Source organism: Desulfuromonas versatilis, assembly GCF_019704135.1.
GTDB classification, from domain to species: domain Bacteria; phylum Desulfobacterota; class Desulfuromonadia; order Desulfuromonadales; family NIT-T3; genus Desulfuromonas_A; species Desulfuromonas_A versatilis.
Genome location: NZ_AP024355.1, coordinates 1,636,118 through 1,659,242 on the forward strand (window position 1 = coordinate 1,636,118; position 23,125 = coordinate 1,659,242).

A 23,125-nucleotide genomic window follows, 5' to 3' on the forward strand; every position below is an offset into this window, starting at 1 on the left:
GCCATATCTAGCGGCAGGTGCGAGAAAATGTTTCTGCCCATGAGAGAAACAGAATTTTTAAGCATTTTTCTGTTTTTCCCCCTGCCGGTCGGCCGGGGCCTCGGGGAGGTCGAAGGCTCCCCGAGGTTGGCTATTTGGCTGCCTGCCGGGTATTCAAGGAAGTCAGGCCACCTTGGTCTTGAACATGGTCAGCAGCATCTTGAAACGTTTGACCGCCCGTACCTTGTGGGAGATACCGCCGGGCATGAGGACGATTTCCCCGGCATTGACCAGGCTGGGTTTGCCGCCGATGGTGATCTCGGCCTGGCCGTCGAGTACCTGGATAAAGGCGTTGTACGGGACCGTATGCTCGGAGAGGGCCTGTCCCTCGTCGAAGCTGAACACGGTAAGGGTGCCGCTTTCGTCCTGCAGCAAGGTCCGGCTGACGACAGAACCCTGCTGGTACTGGGTCATTTCAACGAGCTGCTGGGGGTCGGCGCCGGCGACGGTCAACTTGGTTTCGGCCATGGTTTCCTCCTTGGGGTTGTCTGGCGTTTGTGTCCAGTATACCCATGCCGGGAAGGGCCACCTTGACCCGGGTCAAACATCGGTAATTTGCCCCCGTCAGTCGGCCGATCCCCGACCGGCGAGTTGGGCGTAGAACCGTTCGATGTCCTTGACCTCGGCGAGATTGTCTGTCTGGTTGATCGCGTGAAAGAGACTGGCGCGGGCGTTTTCCGGGTCGCCGAGCCCATGGTAGGCGAGCGAGGCGTGGTAGAGGACCAGGCCCATGCGCTGGACCCCGGCGAACTGCTGTGCTCTGCTGAGATATTGCAACGCTTCGCGAAACTTTCGCTGTTGCAGGGCAACGACTCCCTGCAGGTCGAGCTTTTCCGCTGAGTCCTCCGCCAGCCCGGGAATCAGGGATAACGCCTCGCGGAGGGTGTCGAACTTGAGCGCCTGCAGCAGGGCCAGGTGGTAAGCGGCTTCGGATTTTTCCGGGGAGTCGGGGAGGTTTTTCAGGGCGGCGCGGTAGGTGCTGCGGGCCTGGCGGTCCTTGCCAAGCACGCGGAGGACTTCACCGTGGCGCAGATAGGCCGCGGCATTGTGCGGCTCCTTGTGAATCGCCGCGTCCAGGTAGCCAGCCGCCTCATCGTAGTTTCTCTGCGCAATCGCTTCCTCGGCCCGGGCCAGGCATTCGCCAGCATTGAGCCTGGCTGCTTGAGGCAGCGATCCGGCGCAGCTCGACAGGAGGCAGAGGAAAAGCAAGGCGAGGAAAAATGGCAATTTTGGCATCTGCATGGGCGGCTCACCCGGTGGGGATTTCACAAGTTCCAAACAGTACAGGCCGGAGAGCTTCTCCGGCCTGTCTGGTTGGGAATTTATGGCTGGCCGGTGATTATTTCCCTGCCAGGCGTGTCAACGCTTCCATGTATTTTTCCGCGGTCTTGGCAACGATCTCCGGGGGCAGCGGAGGCGCGGGGGCTTTTTTGCCCCAGTCGAGGGTCTCGAGGTAGTCGCGCAGGAACTGCTTGTCGAAACTCGGCTGCGGGCCGCCGGGGCGGTACTGGTCCTTGGGCCAGAAGCGCGAGGAGTCGGGGGTGAGCGCCTCGTCGATCCAGATCAGTTTCCCTTCGTAGAGACCGAACTCGAACTTGGTGTCGGCAATGATGATCCCCTTGGCGGCAGCCAGGTCGCGGGCCCGCTTGTAAATGGCTATGGTCGCGTCACGGGCCTGTTCGGCCAGGTCCTTGCCGCAGATTTCAACCGCCTGCTCGTAGGTGATATTTTCGTCGTGCTCGCCCAGTTCGGCTTTGGTGGAAGGGGTAAAAATCGGCTCGGGCAGTTTGTCGCTCTCCACCAGCCCGGCGGGGAGTTGGATTCCGCAGATACACCCGGTCTTCTTGTAGTCCTTCCAGCCCGACCCCGAAACGTATCCCCTGACGATGCACTCCACGGCAAGGGGCTTGGCCTTTTTCACCAGCATGCTGCGGCCCTCGAGTTGGGCGCGGTACTTGTGGGTAACGGCGGGGAACTCATCCACTTCGGTAGCGACGATGTGGTTGGGGATGATGTCGCCCATCTGCTCGAACCAGAATTTGGAGATCTGGGTGAGCACATACCCCTTGTTGGGGATCCCCTCGTTCATGATGACGTCGAAGGCCGAGATGCGGTCGGTGGTAACCAGCAACAGGTGCTCACCCAGGTCGTAGATGTCGCGCACCTTGCCCTGGTTGACCTTTTTGAGGTCGGTGAAATTGGTCTGGGTAACGATCGGAGTCATGGTCGATTAATTTCCTTCGAAAGAGGCCAGCAGGTTCGGAGCGATGATGATTTTCGCTTTTTCCCGCAGTTCCTGAACTTTTTTCTCAAGGGATTCGGCCTGCTTGCGGGCCTGCAGGCTCTGCTGCAGTTCCCCCTTTTTGCCATCGGTCAGCTCCTCCAGATCGGCTTCCTGTCGGGCCTTGAGCGTTGCGATGACGAAGCGGCCGTTTAGCTCGTAGATTTTGGGGGCGGCAGGCTCGGCCTTGGTGAGGCCGAAGGCCGCATCTGCCAGTTCCTGGGAGCTGCCGAGCCGGGGCACGAAGGCACCGTAGGAGCGGGTAAAGAAATCGGTTTCCTCTACCTTCTCCTTGTACTCCCCGGCCAGGTCCTCAACGCTCTTGCCTTCCTTGAGGCCGGCCAGGATCTTCTCGGCGGTCTGTTGCGCCAGGTCCCGTGCCCGCGAGGCACGGAAGGCATTTTCCACCTCGGCGCGCACTTCCTCGAGCCCGGGAAGGCGGCTCTCGCGACGCTCCTTGACGGTGAACAGGAGGACCTGATCGGCCAGGGCCACCGGGCGGGCCAGTTCATTGTCGGGCAGTGCGAAAGCCGTCGCGCGGATCTCAGCGTTGTCGCCGATCCCCTCGATGGGCTCCTCGCGGCTGAAAAAGGCGGTTTCCTTGATGCCGAGGTCATTGGCCTTGGCGGCCGCATCGAGGCTGCCGTCCTTGCGGTTCATGTTGAAGGCGTCCATGGCCTTTTCCATGGCCAACTGGCGGCCCTTTTCGGTGCGGACCCCCTGCTTGACCTGGTCCAGAACGTCGGCCAGCGGCTTCACGCCGGCATCGATGCGCCCCTCGACCTTGATGATGTGGAAGCCGAAGCTGGTTTCAACGATGTCGCTGAGATCGCCCGGCTTGAGAGCAAACGCGGCCTGCTCGAAGGGGCCGACCATGGTGCCGCGGGTGAAGTAACCGAGCTTGCCCCCGTTGGCGGCACTGCCTGCGTCGTCGGAATAAGTCCTGGCCAAGGTCGCGAAATCCTTGCCCGCGCGCGCCTCGTCGAGCACCTTCTGGGCCAGCTCGCGCTTTTTGGCCTTGCCATCGGCATCGGTGTCGGCGGTGACCTTGATCAGCACATGGGAGGCATCGACCTGTTCCTGAATCTCAAACTGGTCGAGGTGACGCCGGTAGTACTTTTCCAGGTCCTCCTCGGCGATGGTCACTTCATTTTCGTAGCTCGCGGGGTCGAAGGCTATGTAGCGCAGGGCGAGGGTTTCGGGGATGCGGTACTCCTCCTGGTGTTCCTCGAAATACTGCTTCAGGGCCTGTTCTTCCACCTTGACGCGGGTCTCGTAAATTTCCGGAGCCAGACGCACGAAGGCAAGGTTGACCTTTTCGTTCTGATCGCGGAACTCTTTTTCGACTTCCGCGTCGCTCACCGTGATATTCTCTTGGAGCTGTTTGCGGACCTTTTCGGCCAGGATCTGGCTGCGCTGCTGGTTTTCAAACTCCTCGGGGGTCATCCGCTGGTAGTTGAGCACCTGCAGGTAGCGCTCCTTGTTGAAGGCGCCGTTGACCTGGAAGGCGGGGAAGGCGGCGATGGAGTCGACCAGTTCCTGCTTGGGAACCTGAAGCTTGAGCCGCTCGGCCTCCTGCAGCAGCAGGGTCTGTTCGATAATCCCGTCGAGTGCCTGCTGGCGCAGGTTCAATTGGCGCTCGAGGGCGGGATTGAACTGGTCCCGGTAGATGCTCTGGTAAAGCTGGTAAAGATTGGCATAGGCCATCTGGTAGGTATCGTAACCGATCTTGGTGTCGTTGATCGTCACCGCTACCGTGGGATCCTGCCCGCCAGGTCCGGAGTCGCCGGGGGAGGTGAGCAGGGCGTAGCCGATCACGAAACTGAGGATGATGATGGCGAACGCCACTTTGACAAGGATCGATTTCTGTTTTTTTCGGACAAAATCCAGCATGTTGGGTGAGTCTCCTTTTCAGTCACTGCCGGGTCGGGGAAACAGCGTGAAATCTTAGTCAATCGGTCCCCAAAATGCAACTGCTTTTTCCTTTTCGGGCTTGAAAAAGCTCGGCGATTTTGGTAGTGTGGACAGCATTTTTCTGGGGGTTGTGCAGAGCTCCCCTCGCGGCCGAAAGGAGTGCCAAATATCATGTTCAACCTGTTTGACGCAATCTGGGGGATGTTCTCCAACGACCTGGCCATCGACCTGGGCACGGCGAACACCCTGGTTTATCTTAAAGGCAAGGGAATCGTGGTCAGCGAACCATCGGTGGTCGCGGTGCAGAAGGACAGCATGGGCCAGCGCAAGGTCCTCGCGGTAGGGATGGAGGCCAAGAAGATGCTGGGCCGCACCCCGGGCAGCATCGTCGCCATCCGGCCGATGAAGGACGGGGTCATTGCCGACTTCGACATCACCGAGGAGATGCTGCGCTACTTCATCCAGAAAGTCCACAACCGCAAGACCCTGGTGCGTCCGCGCATCGTCATCTGCGTTCCCTCGGGCATCACCCAGGTGGAAAAGCGCGCCGTCAAGGAATCGGCCGAGTCGGCCGGGGCCCGCGAGGTCTACCTGATCGAGGAACCGATGGCCGCGGCTATCGGCGCCGGGCTGCCCATTACCGAAGCCTCGGGCAACATGATCGTCGACATCGGCGGCGGCACCACCGAAGTGGCGGTGATTTCCCTCGCCGGGATCGTCTATGCCAAGAGCGTGCGGGTCGGCGGCGACAAACTCGACGAAGCGCTGGTGCAATACATGAAGCGCAAGTACAACCTGCTGATCGGCGAGCGCACCGCCGAGCAGATCAAGATCGAGATCGGCAGCGCCTACCCCGACGACCAGGTGCGCACCATCGAGGTCAAGGGGCGCGACCTGGTCAGCGGCATCCCCAAAACCCTGGAGATCAACTCCGAGGAGATCCGCGAGGCGCTTTCGGAAACCGTCAACGCCATCGTCGAGGCGGTGCGCATCGCCCTGGAGAGAACCCCGCCGGAGCTGGCCGCGGATATCGTCGACAAGGGGATCATCCTGGCCGGCGGCGGCGCCAACCTGCGCAACCTCGACATTCTGCTGCGCGAAGAGACCGGGCTGCCGGTGGTAATCGCCGAAGACCCGCTCTCCTGCGTGGTGCTCGGATCCGGCAAGGTGCTCGACGAACTCGATCTGCTCAAGCGGGTAACCGTTACCTCCTGACCCACGGACTTTCATCGTCAGAGCCCTGGGGCTTGATGCTCTGCTGCAGGGGAGGGTGCTCGACCCTCCCCGATGCCGGCGTCGGGAGATCTTTCCATGCTGCTGGAGTTGCTTAGAAAATATCGGACTCCGCTCCTTGCCGGATGCCTTATCCTGTTCGCCCTGCTGCTTTATTCGGCGAACCTGAGGCACCGGGACCACACCACCCTGTTCGAAAAGACCATCCTCCAACTCACCTCCCCCTTTCAGAAGGGGCTCGACCTGGTCTGGAAAGCCGTTTCCGGTGCCTGGGACCGCTATCTCTGGCTGGTGGACACCGAGGGGCAAAATACCCGGCTGCAGGAAGAGAACCGCCAGCTGAAGGCTGAGCTGGTCGCTTTGGAGGAGGTGCGACTGGCCAACGAACGGCTGCGCAAGCTTCTCGAGTTCCGCGATCGGGAACAGCTGAGCGCCCTGCCCGCGCAGGTGATCGCCGAGGATGCCGCCAGCTGGTTTCGTACGGTGATCATCGACAAGGGGACCGACGACGGCATCCGCGAGGGGTTGCCGGTGGTGGTTGCGGAAGGGGCGGTCGGCCGCATCATCCGGGCCAGCGCCCATGACGCCAGGGTGCTGCTGATTACCGATGCCTCCTCGGCGGTTGCCTCGCTGGTGCAGCGAAACCGCACCCGGGGGATATCCCGGGGGCGTGGCGATTCCCTGACCCTCGAGTTCGCCCTCAGGCAGGCCGATCTCGAGGTCGGCGACCTGGTCATCTCCTCCGGCACCGGAGGGGTCTTCCCCAAGGGGGTCCCGATCGGCACGGTGACCCGGGTGGCGCGCGAAGAGTACGGCCTGTTCCAGTCGGTATCCATTGCCCCCGCCGTGGATTTCGCGCGCCTCGAAGAAGTCCTGGTGCTGATCGGGGAAGAGCTGTGAAGCGGGTCACCACCTATCTGCTGCTCGCCCTCGGGCTGCTGGTCTTGCAGACCTCCCTGTTCCCCCGGGTCCTGCCCTTTTCCCTGAAGCCCGATCTGCTGCTGATCCTGGTCATCTATCTCGGCCTCAAGGAGGAAATTCCCCGGGGCGGCTGCGTGGCACTGGTGCTGGGCTGCATGCAGGATGTCTTTGCCGGAACCGCCGTGGGCCTGTTCGGGTTTGTCCTGCTGATGACCTTTCTGGGGGTGCGGGCCCTGGCCGATCGACTCAATACGGAGAGTTCGCTGCTGCTGCTGTTCCTGACCTGCTGCGGGACCTTGTTCGAATCGGGCCTGCTGCTGTTTACGATGGTGCTGTTTGCCGAGCCCGGGCCGGTCTGGCAGGTGCTGCTGGAGCGCCTGCTGCCCCAGGTCGCGATCAATCTGGCCGCGGCCCTGGTGATGCTGCGGATTGCCCTGTGGATCCAGCGGCGCCGGGATGCGCAGGTGGGCGACAGGGTGCTTCAGTATTTGGACAACCGGTATGAGCATTAATTCAGGCTGGTCGGTTAGCCCTGGCTCCCGAAGAAGGTTCCTGGCCCTGTCCCTGGCGGCGATGGGGATCTTCGGGTTGCTGCTGCTGCGGCTGTGGTATCTGCAGCTTATCCGGGTCGATCACTACCAGGCACTTTCCGAACGCAACCGGATTCGCTACGTCCCCATTTCTGCGCCCCGGGGGCCCATCTACGATCGCGATGGCGAGCTTCTGGTGGAAAACCGTCCCGCCTTCGGAGTGTCGGTCCTGCGCCAGGAGGTGGAGGACCGCGACCGGCTCATCAGTCACCTGGCCGCATTCCTTGGGGAAGACCCCGAAGTGCTGCTCAAGCGCTGGGAGGGAAACCGGCGCTTCCCCAAACACCGCCCCCTGCCCATCGCCGAAGACATCAGCCGCGAGGCTCTTGAGGTCATCCAGGAAAACTCCATAGATCTTCCAGGGGTGCTGGTCGATGTGCGGCCGATGCGCTCCTATCCCTACGGGGAGATGGCGGCCCATCTGTTCGGCTATCTGGGCGAGATCACCGAGGCAGAGCTTCAGCAGGCCGAGGACGATGGCTATCGCCCCGGCGACTTCGTCGGCAAGAGCGGCCTGGAGAAGCGGCTGGAGCCCAGTCTGCGCGGGGTGGCCGGTGACCGCCTGGTTGAGGTCAACGTCAAGGGCAAGGAGCTTCGGCAGCTCAAGACCCGCGACCCGGTCCCCGGCTACAAGGTCTACCTGACCATCGACCGCGACCTGCAGCTGGCGGCCGAGAAGGCCTTTGGCGAGCAGGCCGGAGCGGCCGTGGTTCTCGACGTGAAAACCGGCGAGGTGCTGGCCATGGTCAGCCGTCCCTCCTTCGATCCGGCTCTTTTCGCCAGGGGGATCAGCGGGCAGGAGTGGGTTCAGCTGCTGCGCAACCCGCGGCACCCCCTGCAGAATAAGGCCATCAAAGGTCAATATCCGCCGGGATCGACCTTCAAGATTGTCACCGCATTGGCGGCGCTGAATGCCGGGGTCGCCTCCGCCTCGACCACGGTAGACTGCACGGGAGGGATGCAGCTTGGCAATCGCCAGTTTCGCTGCTGGAAAAAGCACGGCCACGGTCGCACCGACCTGAAGAAGGCCCTCAAGGAGAGTTGTGACGTCTGGTTCTACCAGGTCGCCCTGGACCTGGGCATCGACCGGCTCTCCGCCATGGCCAAGGCTCTGGGTTTGGGCGAACCCCTGGGTTTCCCCCTGGAATGGGAAAAGGGCGGACTGATTCCGACCCGCCAGTGGAAGAAGAAACGCTATAATGCCGGCTGGTACGACGGTGAAACGGTCATCGCCTCCATCGGCCAGGGGTATGTACTGGCCACCCCGCTGCAGATGGCGGTGATGACGGCAGCGGTGGCCAGTAGCGGTACGGTGCTCAAGCCCCAGGTGGTCAAGCGCATCGAGGACCTGTCCGGAAATGTTCTGGAATCCGCGACCCCCCAGGTGCTGAACCGGGTTGCCTTGAGCGAGGCCGACCTCAAGGCGGTGCGCCGCGGGCTCGAAGCGGTGCTCAATGAGCCCGGCGGGACTGCCTGGGCAAGCCGCCTCGAGGGTCTCTCGGCAGCGGGCAAGACCGGCACCTCCCAGGTGGTAAAGCTCAAGGAGGACCGCTACAAGGAGAAGACCGAGGATATCGAGTATCGGTTTCGCGACCATGCCTTGTTCGTTGCCTATGCGCCGACGGAGGATCCGCAAATCGCTCTCTGCGTCGTGGTCGAACACGGCGGCAGCGGCAGCAAGGCGGCCGCTCCCATTGCCCGTTCCATTCTCGCCAGCTATTTCGGGATTCCTACCGAACCGCCGGAGGAAACCCCGGCGATCCCCGGAGAATGACGCCCCATGTTCGATCGGCGATTGTTGACTCATTTTGACTGGGTGCTGCTGTTGGTGGTCTGCCTGGTGACCGCGATCGGCGTGCTGAATCTCTACAGCGCCACGTCGGTGTGGCCGCCCGCAGGTACACCCATCTATCTCAAACAGGTTTACTGGCTGGGGATCGGGCTATTGATCGCCGCCTGTGTCTGCGCCTTCGATTATCGGCACCTGGAGTACCTGGGATTCATCTTCTACGGGGTCACCGTGCTGCTGCTGCTGTTCGTGCTGCTGTTCGGCAAGACCTCCATGGGGGCCACCCGCTGGATCCACCTGGGGTTTTTCAATCTGCAGCCCAGCGAGGTCATGAAGATCGTCATCATTATCACCCTGGCGCGCTATTTCAGCGAAAAGGGGGTGGCGGCCTATTCGCTGCGCGAGCTGCTCGGGCCGGCCCTGTTGCTGGGGTTGCCGGTGTTGATGATCATGAAGCAGCCCGACCTTGGAACCGCATTGCTGGTGATTTTCATCGGTGGGACCATGGCCCTGTTTGCCGGGATCCGGCGTTCGGCGCTGGTCGTCCTGGGTTTGCTCGGCATCGGGGCGATGGTCGGCGGCTGGTTTCTGCTCCATGGCTACCAGAAGGAGCGCATTCTGACCTTTCTCGACCCGGAGCGCGATCCCCTGGGCGCCGGTTACCACATTATCCAGTCGAAGATCGCCGTCGGCAGCGGCGGTTTGCTTGGCAAGGGGTTCATGAAGGGCACCCAGTCCCAGCTCTCCTTTCTGCCCGAACGGCATACCGATTTCGCTTTCTCGGTATTCGCCGAGGAGTGGGGGTTCAGCGGCTCGCTGCTGCTGTTGCTGCTGTACCTGTTTCTCATTATCTGGGGGATCTACATTGCCCGCCGCGCCGGGGATCGCTTCGGCATGTACCTGGCCATCGGGGTGGTCGCCATGATGTTCTGGCACATCGTCGTCAACCTGGGGATGGTCATCGGCCTGCTGCCCGTGGTTGGTGTGCCCCTGCCGCTGTTCTCCTACGGCGGTACCAGCATGGTCACCACCATGATCGGCACCGGCCTGCTGCTCAACGTCAGCATGCGGCGGTTTATGTTTTAGGGGGAGATTGGTGACTCGTGATTCGTGATTCGTGATTCGTGATTCGTGCCCCCAGCTCCCTGACTCCATCCCCCGATTTTTTGCTATACTTCCCCCATGATCCCGGCTCCGCGGGATCGGGGAGGGCGCCATGCGCGAAGCCATGTTCTGGGAGAAGGCCGAGGACGGAAAGGTCAAGTGCGGCCTTTGCCTGTTTCGATGCCTGATCAGTGAAGGGCATCGGGGGGTGTGCGGTGTCCGGGAAAACCGTGGCGGCGTTCTGCAGACCCTGGTGTATGGCAAGGTGGTGGCCGAGAATATCGACCCCATCGAAAAAAAACCGCTTTTTCACTACCACCCCGGCTCGCTCAGCTATTCCATCGCCACCGTCGGCTGCAATTTCCGCTGCCTGCACTGCCAGAACGCCGAAATTTCCCAGTGGCCCCGAACCCCGCATCCCATCCCGGGCAAAAACCTGCCTCCCGCGGAGGTGGTAAGGCGGGCCAAGGCCGCAGACTGTCGCAGCATCGCCTATACTTATACCGAACCCACCATTTTCTACGAGTACGCCTACGACACGGCGCTGCTGGCGCATCGGGAAGGGATCGGCAACGTATTCGTCACCAACGGCTACACCACCCCCGAGGCCCTGGAGCATATCGCCACCTATCTTGACGCCGCCAACGTCGACCTGAAGGGATTCTCCGAAAAGTTTTACCACGAGGTGGCCGGTGCCACTCTGCAGGGCGTCCTCGACACCTTGAGGACCTACAAGAAGCTGGGGATCTGGATCGAGGTCACCACGCTGATCATCCCCGGCCACAACGACTCGGAGGCCGACCTGAAGGGTATCGCCCGCTTCATCGCCCGCGAACTCGATCCCGAGACCCCCTGGCACGTGACGGCCTTCTATCCGACCTACAAAATGCGCGACCTGCCGCCGACCCCCGTGGCCTCCCTGCGCAAGGCCCGGCAGATCGGCCTGGCCGAGGGGCTCAAGTACGTCTACCAGGGGAACATCCCCGGAGAGGGGGGCGAGAACACCTTCTGCCCCGCCTGTGGTCAGGCGGTGATCGAACGCAAGGGGTTTCGCCTCGGCAATGTCAACATCAAGGGTTCGCGGTGCGTTTTCTGCGACGGACAGCTGGATGGCATCGGCCTCGGTTGATGCACCGTCCAGGGAAAGGACCAGGTATGACAGGACGGTTGCTGGCCAGGCTGGTGGGAGTTTTGGGTCTGTGCGGATTGATCGGTTGTGCCGAAATGAGCGGCGGCCCCATGGCCGACCAGCTGTTGGCCTCGCTCCAGGGGGCCCCAGGCGGGGCTCTGGATGAGCCGACGGTGGCCGCCGGCCTCAAGGAGGCGCTGCGGGTCGGTTCAGCGCGGGCGGTGGGCAGCACCTCCAGGCTCGACGGCTTTCTCGCCAACGAGCTGATCCGCATCGCCATGCCCGAACAGCTGGCCCCCATGGCCAAGACCCTGCGCACCATCGGGCTCGGATCCCAGGTTGACCAGTTCGAGGTGGCCATGAACCGCTCGGCGGAGATGGCCGCGGGCGAGGCCAAGGCGGTTTTCTGGGACGCCATTGGCCAAATGACCCTCGCCGATGCCCACGGCATCCTCAACGGCGGCGACACGGCGGCGACCGAGTATTTCCGTTCGCGAACGGCGGACACCCTGCGCAGCCGTTTCAAGCCGATCGTCGCCCAGAAAATGGGTGAAGTCGGCCTCTACCAGCAGTACAACCAGCTCTCCGCCTCGTACAACGCCCTGCCGTTCGTCACCACGCCGGCGGTCAGCATCGACGACTACGTCACGGGAAAAGGGCTCGACGGCCTGTTTACCGTGCTGGGCCAGGAGGAGCAGGCCATCCGCCGGGACCCTGCGGCCCGCACCAGCGAACTGCTGCAGAAGGTCTTCAGCCGCTGAGCCCTTAACCGACCGCAATCAGAAGAACCGGAGCCTGCCATGACCCGCCCCACCCACAACGGTCGCACCCCCGAGGTCGAGGTCGACAGCATGTTTCTTGACCGCTGGTCCCCGCGCTCCTTCTGCGGCGACCCGATCCCCGAGCCGCACCTGGCCGCGTTGTTCGAGGCCGCGCGCTGGGCGCCTTCCTGCTACAACGAGCAGCCCTGGCTGTTCGTCTATGCGCGCAGCGCCGAAGACCGCGAGCGGTTTGCTACCGCGTTGGTGGAGAAAAACCGGCAATGGGCAGCCCGCGCCCCGCTGCTGCTGTTCGTGCTGGCCCGCAAGAGCTTCGCCCGCAACGGCAAGCCCAACCGGCATGCGGTTTTCGACGCCGGCGCCGCCTGGATGTCGCTGGCCCTGCAGGCCCGGCGGCTGGGGCTTTACGCCCATGGCATGGCCGGCTTCAGTCGCGAGCGGGCCGCCGAGGTGACCGGCGCCGACCCGGAAGAGTACGAGATCATGGCCGCGGTGGCCGTCGGTTACCGGGATGAGGTCGAAAAGCTTCCCGAAGACCTGGCGGCGATGGAGTCACCCAACGGTCGCAAACCGCCCGGCGAGGTCGCCGCCGAGGGGCGGGTGCCCGGCTGAAAATTCCAACCGGAAACAGCAGCTAACCAGGAGAAGACCATGGCCAGCCTCGAAGGGAAAAAAGCTCCCGCCTTCACCCTGGAGGGGAGCGACGGCAAGACCCACTCGCTCAAGGATTACGCAGGCAAAAAGCTGGTGATCTATTTCTATCCCAAGGACAACACGCCGGGGTGTACCAAGGAGGCCTGCTCGTTCCGGGACCTGCACGGCGATCTGCAGGACCTGGATGTGGCCCTGCTCGGCGTCAGCAAGGACAGCTTGAAGTCCCACGACAAATTTATCGAGAAGTTCGGCCTGCCCTTTGTGCTGCTCTCCGACCCGGAGACGAAGATGATGCAGGACTATGGTGCCTTCGGCGAAAAGAAGATGTACGGCAAGCTCGTGCAGGGGACCATCCGCTCCACGGTGGTGATCGGTTCCGACGGCAAGGTGCTCAAACACTGGCCCACGGTGAAAAAGGCCGAAGCCCACCCCGGGGAGGTGGTGGATTTTCTGAAAACCTCTCTGGCATGAAAAAGGGTGGGCAAGTCCCACCCTTTTTCATGCGACGGTTTTTTTCGCGGAGTCAGTAGCGGCAGGTCAGGCTTAGGGCCAGCAGGTGAATCTCGTTTTCGTAGCTGCCATTGGCCGAGCCGCCGAGGGCGGCTCCGAGGTTGTTGTTTTTGTCACGGTCCTCCTGCCTCTGGTAGCCGTAGCTGAACGCGATCTGGAGCCGTTCCAGCTCGATTTCGCTGCCGAGGGTGAACAGGTGGGTGTCCGAGTCGGGGATGGCCGGTTCAAAGGTGCTGCTGGGGATGGGGTTGTCGCCGTACAGGTAGCCGGCCAGCAGCGAGAAGGTGTCGTTCAGCCGGTATCTGCCGCCGAGGGTGAAGGCGTAGGTGTCGTCCCAGTCCCGGGGGGTAACGGTTTCGCTCTGCCCCAGCACCGGCTGGTCCAGTTTGATGACCACATCGTCGAAAGACGACCACTGCTCCCAGCGCGAACCGGCCTCGAGGGTAAGATTGTCGGTGGCCTGCACGGCCAGGCCGACCACCGCCTGGGCGGGTAGCGTTACCGAGGTATCCGCCTTGGTGTTGGTGAAGATGCCGAGCCCGGCCAAGGCGGCCGGGACATCCTTGAACTTGGCCTTGCCGTTCTCGAGATCCAGTTCGATTTCGCTGCGGTAGCCGGCGCCCAGGGAGAGGTTGTCGGTGATTTTGATCAGCAGGCCCAGGTTGTAGCCATAGCCGAAATCATCCCCGGTGAACTCCTGTTCCGCGTCCGGGAGGCTCCCCAACGCGCCGAGCCCCACTGCGGCGGCGACCCCGGTAGAATTGATCTTGTTGCTCAACTCGGCATCCAGGTAGAGGACATTGACGCCGGCAGCGAGGGCGATCGCGGGGGTTAGGCGGTAGGAGACCACCGGGTTGAAATTGAGGGTGGTGATGGTCGAACGGGTCGCTAAATAGCGGCCTTCCCAGTCTTTTGGCCATTCGGTGCCAAGCCCGAAGGTGTTATTGAAGCCGGCGCCGAGGCTGAGGTCGTCGGTTATCCTGTGGGTGAGGTAGAGGGTGCTGGGGAAATAGACGTCGTCCACGGTCTCGTCGCGGCGACCGGTGGTATCGCTTTGGAATTCGCGATTGGGAAATACCGCGGTGGTGCCTATTTCGACCTGCGTGCCCGGAAGCTCATTGATCAGGGCCGGGTTGAAAAACACCGAAGACGGTCCGGTGGTATGGGCTACCACGGCATTGGCCTGGCCGAGGCCGGAGGCGCCCTGGGTGAAGATGCCGAAACCTGAAGCCAGGGCCTGTCCTGCAAGCAGGACAACCATGACAAATGCGGCCGCGGCTAGGGTTGAAATTTGAGTTGGGGCTGACTTCATGCCGGTATCTCCTGGGTCAAGCGAATTAGGGGGATCTGCTGGATGCCACAAACTTTACCAGAACGGAGCAGACTGGTCTGGATGAACAGGACCTGGTTGATACATAGCCTCATGGCACCGGGGGGCAGAAACGACCGGTGCAAATCCCGGAATCTGCAAAAACGGTGTCAACTTGACAAATGGACCCCCGGTTTGATGCGCCGCGCCAAAAGGCGCATTCGGAATTTTGCCCCTTTCCGTATTCCGTGTGTTCCTGTTTGATTTTTGTAAAAATAAATTAATTACAAGCCTGCGCAAGACGTTTTATCCTTTCCGTCTTTATTAGACGTCGCTACATTAGATTTGCCTCCCCTGTTGTTCTGAACCACAGTAAAAGACAAATTTAAATCTATTCTGCCCAGAATTACGGTTGACAACCGCCGGCTAGAAGGGCTATTTTCCAACTACTTTTGTTTTTTTGCAAGGCGGCAGTCGAATGGTAGCCGAGATTCGATACCATCAACTGAACAAAAACCCATCGATTGTTGTGCCGCAAAACCCAACCTGTGATTTTGGGATTTTCCAACCTTCCATTTTTAGTATTTTTTTCTCCTGACTGCCCTCCCAATGGGGGCGTGCTGATTGATTCCCTATTTGCGACTACCTAAAAAGCGTCGGCGGGAATTCAATTCATTATCAGGGAATGGTGGAGCATGCCGCGCGACATTCACATCCTGCTTGTGAATAACGCCCCCGAAGTCCGCCAGATGTTGCGGACAGCCCTGGCTGAGGCTGGTTATGGAAACATAACCGAAGCGAGCTGTGGCCTCTCCGCCTCCAAAATTCTCCGTTCCACCCCCCTCGACCTGATCATCACCGACATTGAAATTACCGCCCTGGACGGCTGGCGGCTGGCCCGCTTGATTCGTTCCGGGGTTTTTCACTGCAGCAGCGCGACCCCGATCATCGTCGTGGCCAAAACCTGGTGCGAGCGTATCGCGGAAACTACCGCGCGGGAATTCGGCGTCAACGAAATGATCGCTCTGGAACATTTCCAGACGTTGCCGGAGGTGGTTCAGAGCTGCCTTCAGGCCCCCGCCGAAATTTTTCGCAATCCCAGCGTGCTGGTGGTTGAAGATACTCAGGACACCGCCGACCTGGTCCTGAGGGTGCTGCGCCACCGCTTTGACGTCGAGGTTGCGGGGGACGGGCGGAGTGGACTGGAAGCCTGGAAGAAGGGGCGCCACGACCTGGTGCTTCTCGACACCATGCTTCCCGGAATGTCCGGACCTGAGGTTCTGCAGGCGATTATGGAGATCGACCCCGAACAGCCGGTGGTGATCATGACGGCGTTCAGTTCCGTCGATCTGGCCGAAGACCTCATGCTCAAGGGCGCTGCCGATTTTATCGCCAAGCCGTTTCGGGCCGAACAACTGCGGAAGGTCTGTGAACTGGCCGTCAAGCGCGACGACTACCTGGTGAGCAATGCCCAGTTCGCCGCCCGGGTGGAGTCTGTCCGGGAGAGCACCGAGGCCTATCGAAGGGTCTCCGAGGCCCATCAGCGCCTGCTCGACAATTTGAGCACCATTGTCCTGGAACTCGACGCGGGGGGCCGCATCAGATTTGTGAACCAGGCCTGGAACCGCCTGACCGGTTTCTCGGTCGCCGAATCCCTGGAAAAGCCTCTCATCTCCTTCATGGCCCATGACAAGGGCAGCGGGCGCAATGGCCTGAAATCGCTGCTGACCCGGGAATCCGTCAGTTTTCAGGGAGAGCTTCGCCTGAACGACAAGCAGGGCCAGACCCACTGGGTCGAGTGCCGGATGGATGCGATCAACTCCGATGAGGGACCGGCTATTTTCGGTTGTCTGGATGACATTTCCGAACGCAAGAAGGCCCAGAGTCAGCTCGAATTCCTCACCATGCACGACCACTTGACCGGCCTGTACAACCGCCACTATTTCGATGGGGCCCTGCGCCGGATGGTAGCCACCAGCTCCCGCGGCCAGGGGTCTCATGCCCTGTTGTACATCGACATCGACCATTTCAAGGTGATCAACGACACCTTCGGGCACCAGCGGGGCGATGCCCTGCTGCGGGAAATCTCCGAACTGATCCTCTCGCGCCTGCGGCGCTCGGATGTCCTGTGCCGGCTGGGGGGCGATGAATACGCCATCCTGGCTCCCAACTCCGATCCGTCCCAGGCCAAAGTCATCGCCGAAGAGATATGCCAGCTGCTGCAGAATTTCCGCAGCCAGATCGATGGCAAGCAGGTGGGGCTCAGCTGCAGCATCGGCATCAGTGAAATTCACGGCCTGGCCGTCAGCCCGGAAGAATACCTCAAACAGGCCGATATAGCCCTGTACGTCGCCAAGCGCAGAGGCCGCAACCGTGTCCAGGTCTATGACCCCAAGGACACTGAAAGCGAAGAGCTGCGCAACAGCCTCGACTGGGCCAGGCGCCTGCGTCAGGCCATCGAGGAGGATTGGCTGCAGATTCATTTCCAGCCGATCATGCATATCGGCAGCGGGAAGATCGCCCATTACGAGGCCCTGGTCCGCCTGGACCTGCCCGGGCGCGAACTGGTGTTTCCCGGTGAGTTCATTCCTGCGCTCGAGTTGGCCGGCGAAATGCCGCTTCTCGACCACGCCGTCATTCGCCAGACCATTGCGCTGGTTGCGGCCAACCCGGGGCTTGGGAGGGTCGCCATTAACCTCTCGGCCCAGGCCTTTCGCGATGAACAACTGGCGCCCCTTATCGAAGGGCAGCTGCGGCTCAAGGACGTGGCTCCCAGCCGGATCATGTTCGAACTGACCGAGAGTGCCAGCATATCCAACATAACCGCCGCGCAGCGGATGATCAAAAGGCTTAATGGTATCGGCTGCGAGTTCGCTGTCGACGATTTCGGTACGGGGTTCAGCACCTTCGGATTTTTGAAGCTGTTCCCCGCGGAATTTGTCAAGGTGGACGGCAGCTTTATTTCCAACCTGGATCGCAATCCGGTGGATCAGGTGCTGGTGCGCTCCATCAGCGAGGTCGCCAAGGCACTGAAGAAAAAGACCATCGCGGAATTCGTTCACAGCGAGACGGTGCTGAACCTGGTGAAGGGCCTGGGCATCGATTATGCCCAGGGATACCACATCGGCCCTCCGCTGCCGATTGGGGAGTTGAAGCTGACCGCCTCTGCGGAAGCGTATGCTGCCGGCAACCCCAATCCAGCAACCTGAATTTTTTCGTTCAGGCGGTTTGCCAAGTGGGGGGCGGCAATCCGTTTCTGGCAAGCGATTGATTGTGAAACTGAATAAGAGGAGGTGGGGACTGTGGAAACCAGGGCTTTCAGCAATTCCGAGCCACAAGCTTTTCCAGCGGACGAAAAAAAACCGGAGCTTGGGGATCTTGTCGTCGAATACCTTGAAGAAATTGGCGTAGAGTATGTCTTTGGTGTCCCGGGTGGTGCCATCGAACCCCTTTACAATGCCATGGCGCGCAGCGCGCGGCGGGGTGGACTTCGCCCCGTGATCGCCCGCCATGAGGCCGGGGCGGCCTTCATGGCGGACGGCTATGCCAGGGAAACCGGGAAGTTGGGAGTCTGCTGCTCGACCACGGGTCCGGGGGCCACAAACCTGATCACCGGGGTTGCCTCTGCCTATGTGGATAGCATCCCATTGCTGGTGCTCACCGCACAGACGGCCCTTCCTCAATTCGGGAAGAGAACCCTCCAGGAATCCTCCTGCACCGCCGTGAATACGGTAGCCATGTTCCAGTCCTGCACGCGCTTCAGCAGCCTCGTCTCACACCGGGGACAGCTCGAAGGCAAGCTTCTGTCGGCCATACTGGCCACCCAGGGGCCCCCTGCCGGACCAGCTCACCTCAGCATCCCCATGGACGTCCTTTCATCTCCCCGGCGTCAGCGTGCCGATGAATACAAGCCCCTTTTCAAGGGGATCTTAAAACGCCATGAGATGACCAACATGGATGCCATCGAATCTCTGCGGGGGGAGATTACGAAGTGTTCCCATCCGGTCATAGTGGTTGGGGAAGACTGTGGTGAAGCCATGCCCTATATCATGGAGATCGCCGAGTTGATCAAAGCCCCGATCGTAAGCGGGCCGGCGGGAAAACGTTGGGTTAACCATACTCATCCTCAATACAGGGGGGTGATCGGGTACGCCGGGCATCCTTCCGCCGACGCCGTGATCAAGAATGAACGTGTCGATCTGATACTGGCGATCGGAACTCGGCTGGATGATCTGATTTTTGGTCCATGGGAGCGGGACAAGGCCTTTCAGGAAAAACTGGTCCAGGTCGACCTCACCGCCGAACAGTTTACTCGGGCACCTCTTGCTCGGCTGCATGTCTGTGGAACATTGAGCGCAATCTTTCGCATGCTGATGGAAAATATTCGAGGGGAGCAGGCAAAGGAACCTCTCAGGGTTGTGAAAAAGACCGGACCATCAGTACCGCCACAGGCATTTCCTCCCTCGCAAATCACTTTGAATGAACCCGAAAAATTCTGTTCCGAGGCCAGTCCGATCAAACCGCAGCGCCTGATGCGTGAAATTGTAACGCGTTTCCCCGCGTCGACCCGATTTATAATCGATGCAGGGAACAGCTGGGCCTGGTCGATTCACTACCTGCTGCCCAAGAGCAGTGGCTTGTTCAGAATCGGAATGGGCTACGGCGCGATGGGATGGGCCATAGGTGCCTCGGTTGGCACGGCGTTTGGCTGCCCTGATTCCCCTGCGGTATGTGTCACGGGAGATGGAAGTTGGCTGATGAGCGGTCAAGAGTTGACCGTGGCGACAGCCGAGAAGCTCTCGGTAGTGTTTGTGATCCTCAACGATCAGGCCCTGGGCATGGTTAAGCACGGTCAACGCCTGGGCGGCGCAGAATCGGTCGGTTTCGAACTTCCGCCAATCGATTATGCTGGAATGGCTAAGGCTATGGGGGCCCGGGCTTTCGACATCCGCACCATTCAGGAGTGGGAGAGCCTGGATGTTAATGCGATTTGCCGCCACCCCGGTCCGACGGTCCTGAATGTCAGGATCGATGGAGAGGAGGTCCCTCCCATGGGGTTGAGGATGAGGAATCTGGGCGGAAAAAATTGAAAAAAAAAGAAAACGGCCGATTAAATCGGCCGTTTTCTTTTTTGGTATTATTCTTCACGCGGCGGTACCGGTCGGGGGGGTGGGCCTTGGTAATCGATGTCCTCGCAACGCATGGGGAGAAATGTTTCGGGGGGGCGGTCATATGTGTCTAGGTAGCATGCGGTGACACCGCTAGCCACCAAAATTGCGCAAAATTGATAAGCTTCTTGAGGTGAATACCCTTGGTCAGAAAAGAAGGCTGAACTGTAACCGTTGATGTTCATGCTTTCATCAAATTCCTGGAGCAGTACCTCCTCAATTTCGTAGGCCAAAGTGAGGTGTTCACCTATTGAGAAGCCCAACTGTTCCGTAACTTTTTCCATCGCTCGTACCCTTTCATCACCCTTGGCGATGGGGCGAGCGTACCCCATTAGCTGGGGTTTCCCACCGTGTTTGGCGCACTCGTTTAGGACAAGGTCACGGACAGAGTGACCACTTTTCTTCTTCGCTAGGGTGCGTTGGATAAATTCCATTCCCTCCAACAAAGTTTTTTGAGCATATATTCTAGAATCACCGGCAAGAATTCCAGCTGTGGTTGCGCTTACAACGGAGGCCCCCGCGGTTCCCGCCAGAGCTCCGATTTGGTTACACCAAATACGGGAATCCGGCCAACTCATGCAAATGAAAGAAGCTTCAACCCAGTCTGCAAATCGCCGATCGGGCAAATACCCAGTTGCATGTAGTATCATCAATTGAAAGTAGGAAACTTTTCCTACTAAATCTTCCATCATGTTATATCCATGACTAAATACCCCTTTCCCTATTTGCCACCCCCCTTTTCGACTGGCAAACTTTCCGCGGCAACCTTCCCAAAAACCTAAACTATCATAGTGTTTTTTCAATTTTGTACTCCTCATCTGAAAGAAATGGCATTGCTGTAATGGGTTTCTTTGCCATCTCAAGGCCATGTGCAAGAAGACCGGGCGAGGACAGTAATTGAAATAAACCAGCACAGTCGCGGGGGTGAAATCCAAGGTCGGAAAAAACTGCAGCGGCAACACCAGTGGTCAGCCATCCAATTTTTAGTGGCTTTACCGTATCAGCAAGTTTGGAGCCCCATGATAATGATTTTCCTGCCCCCGGTAGCGATTTGAGATAATTTGCGAATTGGCGGGGCATTTCATCAATATCGCCAAATCGAGAACCAAAACCCGGAACAGGCCGCCAGTCGCCCTCATTCGGTGGAACCCTTTCTTTAAGAATTTTGTTATACACATCCTCTGCCTTGGATTTATTCATCTTTCTGAAAAAACGCATAGCATCCTCGATTTCGCCAGCACCAAGGTGTTTTCCCCCTAGGATGCTTAACGAAATCGGCAAGATATGTACAGTATCAGTTTTTCCAACACCTGCATTCATTGCGGCTCTAGTTGCAGGGTGTCTAGGTCCAGGATTCATAAGAGCAATCATCAAGGCCTCTAGTAGTTCCGATTGAGCAGGGTTGGGCAACTCTCCTCTAAGCATTAGGTATAATACCTCGATAAAAGATCTGTTTTTCATAAGATCCATTAAATCATAACCATAACAACTGCATGATTGGGAGGTGAAAGGGTTCTCCGCTGTTGCCTCTTCTTTCCAGATGCGGGTAGGGATGGCTTTTGAAAAGCGCTCATTTCTTCTTTTTACGGTCATTGTCAAAGTCCCAATTAAAAATTGCAGGTGAGTTCTCCCCAGAAATTTCTGCCTTCCATTGGGTAATCTCCAGGTATGTTTGTAGTGCTTGGCTCACGTGCATTTTCGTCAAAAAGGTTTTTGGCGGAAAAACCAAATTCCCAATGGTCAAAAAATTTAGGGCTACGGAGGGTGGCTCCTACCAACGTGTAGTCATTTATGTCAGACCTGGGGTCATCCTTAGCTCTATGCCGGTCACCCACCCAGAGCAACTGGGGAGAGAACGTCCACCCACGATTAAATTTCAAATCAGCACGAAGGTATAGTTTTTGTCCAGGCACGTCTGGAATATGGCTCCCGTCGTCTGGGTCTTCTGAATGTTGCAAAGAATAATTGCCGACCAATTTAAGGTTGCCATTAATATTCCAATTTGTTTCGAGTTCGAAGCCATATCCTAGTTGATCACCAGCATTTTGGGCAGTATTACTGTCGCCGTCTGTATCTGGAATGAACTCTATTAAATCTTTAGCTCTATAGGCAAATAAACTTAAAACAGTTTGTAAGTCAAACGTGGGTCTGTAGTCAAACGATAACTCATAGGTATTAATCTTTTCTGGCTCAAGGTCATTGTTGCCAAGTATAATAGGATTATTAATAGCAAATTGCTCTGAAAATGAAGGTGCTCTAAATGCATGTCCATATAAGAATTTTGTTGTTAGGTTGTGTCTTGTTGCCCAAAACAAAGCCAGCCTTGGATTGATGGTCCTTCCGAAATCTGAATAGTAATCATATCTCACCCCTACGGTTAGTTCCCAATCGCGGACAAATTGCCACTCGTCCTGTATGGAACCATACCAAATCCTTCTTGATGAATCAGGAAGAAAAACAAATGGAGTGTTAGTGACATCTTTCAATTCGCCAGTTACTACCCCTTCAGAACCGTCAATAACCCCAGGACCAAAGTTTTTGGATTCCTCACCCTGGGCAGTCTGATATTTAAATCCTGCCCCAAGCCTAATTCGATGAGTGGAGATTCCTGAATAGGTTCCGTTTAGGTCTACCCCATATTGGGTTTCCTTGCCTCCTGGATTACCTAAAAGACCATTGGGGAATAGCACTAGTCCTACTGGGGATGAAAAATTAAGATTTCCGTCTGACCCTATTGGCACTAATGCCCCTGGCGGGAGGAGCACAAAATGACTATCAGATTCCCGGTGAAGAAAATTGCCGTTCAAATTAATTTCCCATTGGTTCTCAAGTGGGATTGCGTATGAAAGGTCTGTGAGAAAAAGATTCTCGTCATGGTCTCCTTCTTTGTCTAACGCCTGTGCCCCGCCAGCACCTTGGCCAGCATTTTTTTGTCTCCAATACCAGTTTCGCCATTTCAAATGATCTTTACTGAATTCAAGGTGGGTGTTTAGGACGTCGTATTTGGTGCTTAAAGAATTTGGGGCTAAAGAAGCGTTTGTTCCAAAAGTGTTGTCTAGAATTGTTTGAAAGTCAGAGTCGATTTTTCTGGATTTATCTCCTTCACTTTCTTGCCATTCTAAAGAAAAACCTACCGAAACTTTTCCAAAATAACGTCCGTCTTGAATGAAAAAATCATGGGTGTCAAATGACCCTACTCTTCCACCAACAGTTGTACCATTAAATTCATCAACATCTTTTGTGATTATATTTATTACACCTGCAAAAGCATCTGCCCCATAAATTGCAGACCCAGGGCCGCGAATAACTTCAACTCTGGAGATAGCAGAAACCGGGAGGCGAAAAAGAATGGGATGCCCGCCGTTGAAGACGTTAGCAAATGGAGTCCCGTTCATAAGGACGAGTACGTGTGGGTTGAAACCCGATTGAATCCCCCGAATGGAGTAGATCGAATCAAGCCTGCTTAGAGAAGACGGCATCACATGTATCCCCGCCACCGTCTCCAGGACGTCATCGAGGCTGCGGGCCCCCATGGCTTTGATTTCTTCGGCGGTAATCACCGTGGCCACTGCCGGAGCCTTGTAGATGGGCTTGCGGCTACCGGTGGCGATGGTGACGAATTCCTCGTCGCCATAATAGTCCTTCAGGTCCTCCATGATCAAGGTCTGGGACTGCTGGTTCTCAATGTCCTGTGCCATGGACCCG

General features: G+C 58.4%; 19 protein-coding genes. 11 read left to right on the forward strand and 8 right to left on the reverse strand.

The genetic code is table 11. The features are described from left to right. Positions 1–162: 162 nt before the first annotated feature. From DESUT3_RS07335 to DESUT3_RS07350, 4 genes are all read right to left on the reverse strand, one after another. Entirely contained in the window at positions 163–507 is a 345-nt protein-coding gene (locus DESUT3_RS07335; RefSeq protein WP_221251814.1) for a cupin domain-containing protein, read from the reverse strand. 96 nt (positions 508–603) lie between these two features. Continuing rightward, positions 604–1,281 carry a tetratricopeptide repeat protein gene (locus DESUT3_RS07340; protein WP_221251815.1) on the reverse strand — a complete coding sequence of 226 codons (678 nt, stop codon included), beginning with the start codon at positions 1,279–1,281 and terminating at the stop codon, positions 604–606. Positions 1,282–1,378: 97 nt separating this feature from the next. Then, positions 1,379–2,263, reverse strand: a complete 885-nt coding sequence (locus tag DESUT3_RS07345; RefSeq protein ID WP_221251817.1) for a phosphoribosylaminoimidazolesuccinocarboxamide synthase — start codon at positions 2,261–2,263, stop codon at positions 1,379–1,381. Between the two features lie 6 nt (positions 2,264–2,269). After that, the gene (locus DESUT3_RS07350) at positions 2,270–4,213 is read right to left on the reverse strand and encodes a SurA N-terminal domain-containing protein (RefSeq protein ID WP_221251819.1); all 1,944 of its coding nucleotides are present in this window, start codon (positions 4,211–4,213) and stop codon (positions 2,270–2,272) included. Between the two features lie 192 nt (positions 4,214–4,405). On the opposite strand from DESUT3_RS07350, the gene DESUT3_RS07355 reads away from it, so the two are divergent. The 9 genes from DESUT3_RS07355 (at position 4,406) to DESUT3_RS07395 (ending at position 12,904) form a co-directional block, all read left to right on the forward strand. Further along, complete coding sequence (locus DESUT3_RS07355; protein WP_221251820.1) at positions 4,406–5,449, forward strand: rod shape-determining protein; 1,044 nt, start codon at positions 4,406–4,408, stop codon at positions 5,447–5,449. Positions 5,450–5,545: 96 nt separating this feature from the next. Further along, positions 5,546–6,367 carry a rod shape-determining protein MreC gene (gene mreC / locus DESUT3_RS07360; RefSeq protein ID WP_225911647.1) on the forward strand — a complete coding sequence of 274 codons (822 nt, stop codon included), beginning with the start codon at positions 5,546–5,548 and terminating at the stop codon, positions 6,365–6,367. Then, positions 6,364–6,900 (forward strand): rod shape-determining protein MreD, encoded by a 537-nt coding sequence (gene mreD / locus DESUT3_RS07365; protein WP_221251821.1) that lies wholly within the window; start codon positions 6,364–6,366, stop codon positions 6,898–6,900. The genes mreC and mreD overlap by 4 nt, the downstream gene beginning before the upstream one ends. Further along, positions 6,890–8,752 (forward strand): penicillin-binding protein 2, encoded by a 1,863-nt coding sequence (gene mrdA, locus DESUT3_RS07370; RefSeq protein WP_221251822.1) that lies wholly within the window; start codon positions 6,890–6,892, stop codon positions 8,750–8,752. The genes mreD and mrdA overlap by 11 nt, the downstream gene beginning before the upstream one ends. Positions 8,753–8,758: 6 nt before the next feature. Next, positions 8,759–9,853, forward strand: a complete 1,095-nt coding sequence (rodA, locus tag DESUT3_RS07375; protein ID WP_221251823.1) for a rod shape-determining protein RodA — start codon at positions 8,759–8,761, stop codon at positions 9,851–9,853. A 130-nt stretch (positions 9,854–9,983) separates the two neighbouring features. Beyond that, on the forward strand, positions 9,984–11,000 hold the full coding sequence (gene amrS, locus DESUT3_RS07380; protein WP_221251825.1) for an AmmeMemoRadiSam system radical SAM enzyme: 1,017 nt from the start codon (positions 9,984–9,986) through the stop codon (positions 10,998–11,000). 26 nt (positions 11,001–11,026) lie between these two features. Beyond that, on the forward strand, positions 11,027–11,761 hold the full coding sequence (locus DESUT3_RS07385) for a DUF4197 domain-containing protein (RefSeq protein ID WP_225911648.1): 735 nt from the start codon (positions 11,027–11,029) through the stop codon (positions 11,759–11,761). A 39-nt stretch (positions 11,762–11,800) separates the two neighbouring features. Further along, positions 11,801–12,391, forward strand: coding sequence for a nitroreductase family protein (locus tag DESUT3_RS07390; RefSeq protein WP_221251826.1), 591 nt, complete (start codon positions 11,801–11,803; stop codon positions 12,389–12,391). Positions 12,392–12,430: 39 nt separating this feature from the next. After that, a complete protein-coding gene (locus tag DESUT3_RS07395) occupies positions 12,431–12,904 on the forward strand; it encodes a peroxiredoxin (RefSeq protein ID WP_221251827.1) in 474 nt (157 codons plus the stop codon). A gap of 52 nt (positions 12,905–12,956) precedes the next feature. Here DESUT3_RS07395 and DESUT3_RS07400 read toward each other — a convergent pair whose 3' ends face one another. Further along, on the reverse strand, positions 12,957–14,255 hold the full coding sequence (locus DESUT3_RS07400; protein WP_225911649.1) for an OmpP1/FadL family transporter: 1,299 nt from the start codon (positions 14,253–14,255) through the stop codon (positions 12,957–12,959). A 692-nt stretch (positions 14,256–14,947) separates the two neighbouring features. On the opposite strand from DESUT3_RS07400, the gene DESUT3_RS07405 reads away from it, so the two are divergent. Both DESUT3_RS07405 and DESUT3_RS07410 read left to right on the forward strand, forming a co-directional pair. Next, entirely contained in the window at positions 14,948–17,461 is a 2,514-nt protein-coding gene (locus tag DESUT3_RS07405; protein ID WP_221251828.1) for a two-component system response regulator, read from the forward strand. A 93-nt stretch (positions 17,462–17,554) separates the two neighbouring features. Next, positions 17,555–19,342 carry a thiamine pyrophosphate-binding protein gene (locus DESUT3_RS07410; protein WP_221251829.1) on the forward strand — a complete coding sequence of 596 codons (1,788 nt, stop codon included), beginning with the start codon at positions 17,555–17,557 and terminating at the stop codon, positions 19,340–19,342. Positions 19,343–19,389: 47 nt separating this feature from the next. On the opposite strand, the gene DESUT3_RS07415 is transcribed toward DESUT3_RS07410, so the two are convergent. Genes DESUT3_RS07415 through DESUT3_RS07425 form a run of 3 tightly spaced genes read right to left on the reverse strand, consistent with a single transcriptional unit; the run spans position 19,390 to position 23,118 of the window. Continuing rightward, positions 19,390–20,223: a citrate synthase family protein gene (locus DESUT3_RS07415; protein WP_221251830.1), complete on the reverse strand. Its 834-nt coding sequence runs from the start codon at positions 20,221–20,223 to the stop codon at positions 19,390–19,392. After that, a complete protein-coding gene (locus DESUT3_RS07420) occupies positions 20,207–21,013 on the reverse strand; it encodes a citrate synthase family protein (RefSeq protein ID WP_221251831.1) in 807 nt (268 codons plus the stop codon). The genes DESUT3_RS07415 and DESUT3_RS07420 overlap by 17 nt, the downstream gene beginning before the upstream one ends. Positions 21,014–21,027: 14 nt before the next feature. Beyond that, positions 21,028–23,118 (reverse strand): TonB-dependent receptor plug domain-containing protein, encoded by a 2,091-nt coding sequence (locus DESUT3_RS07425; protein WP_221251832.1) that lies wholly within the window; start codon positions 23,116–23,118, stop codon positions 21,028–21,030. Between the last annotated feature and the right edge of the window lie 7 nt (positions 23,119–23,125).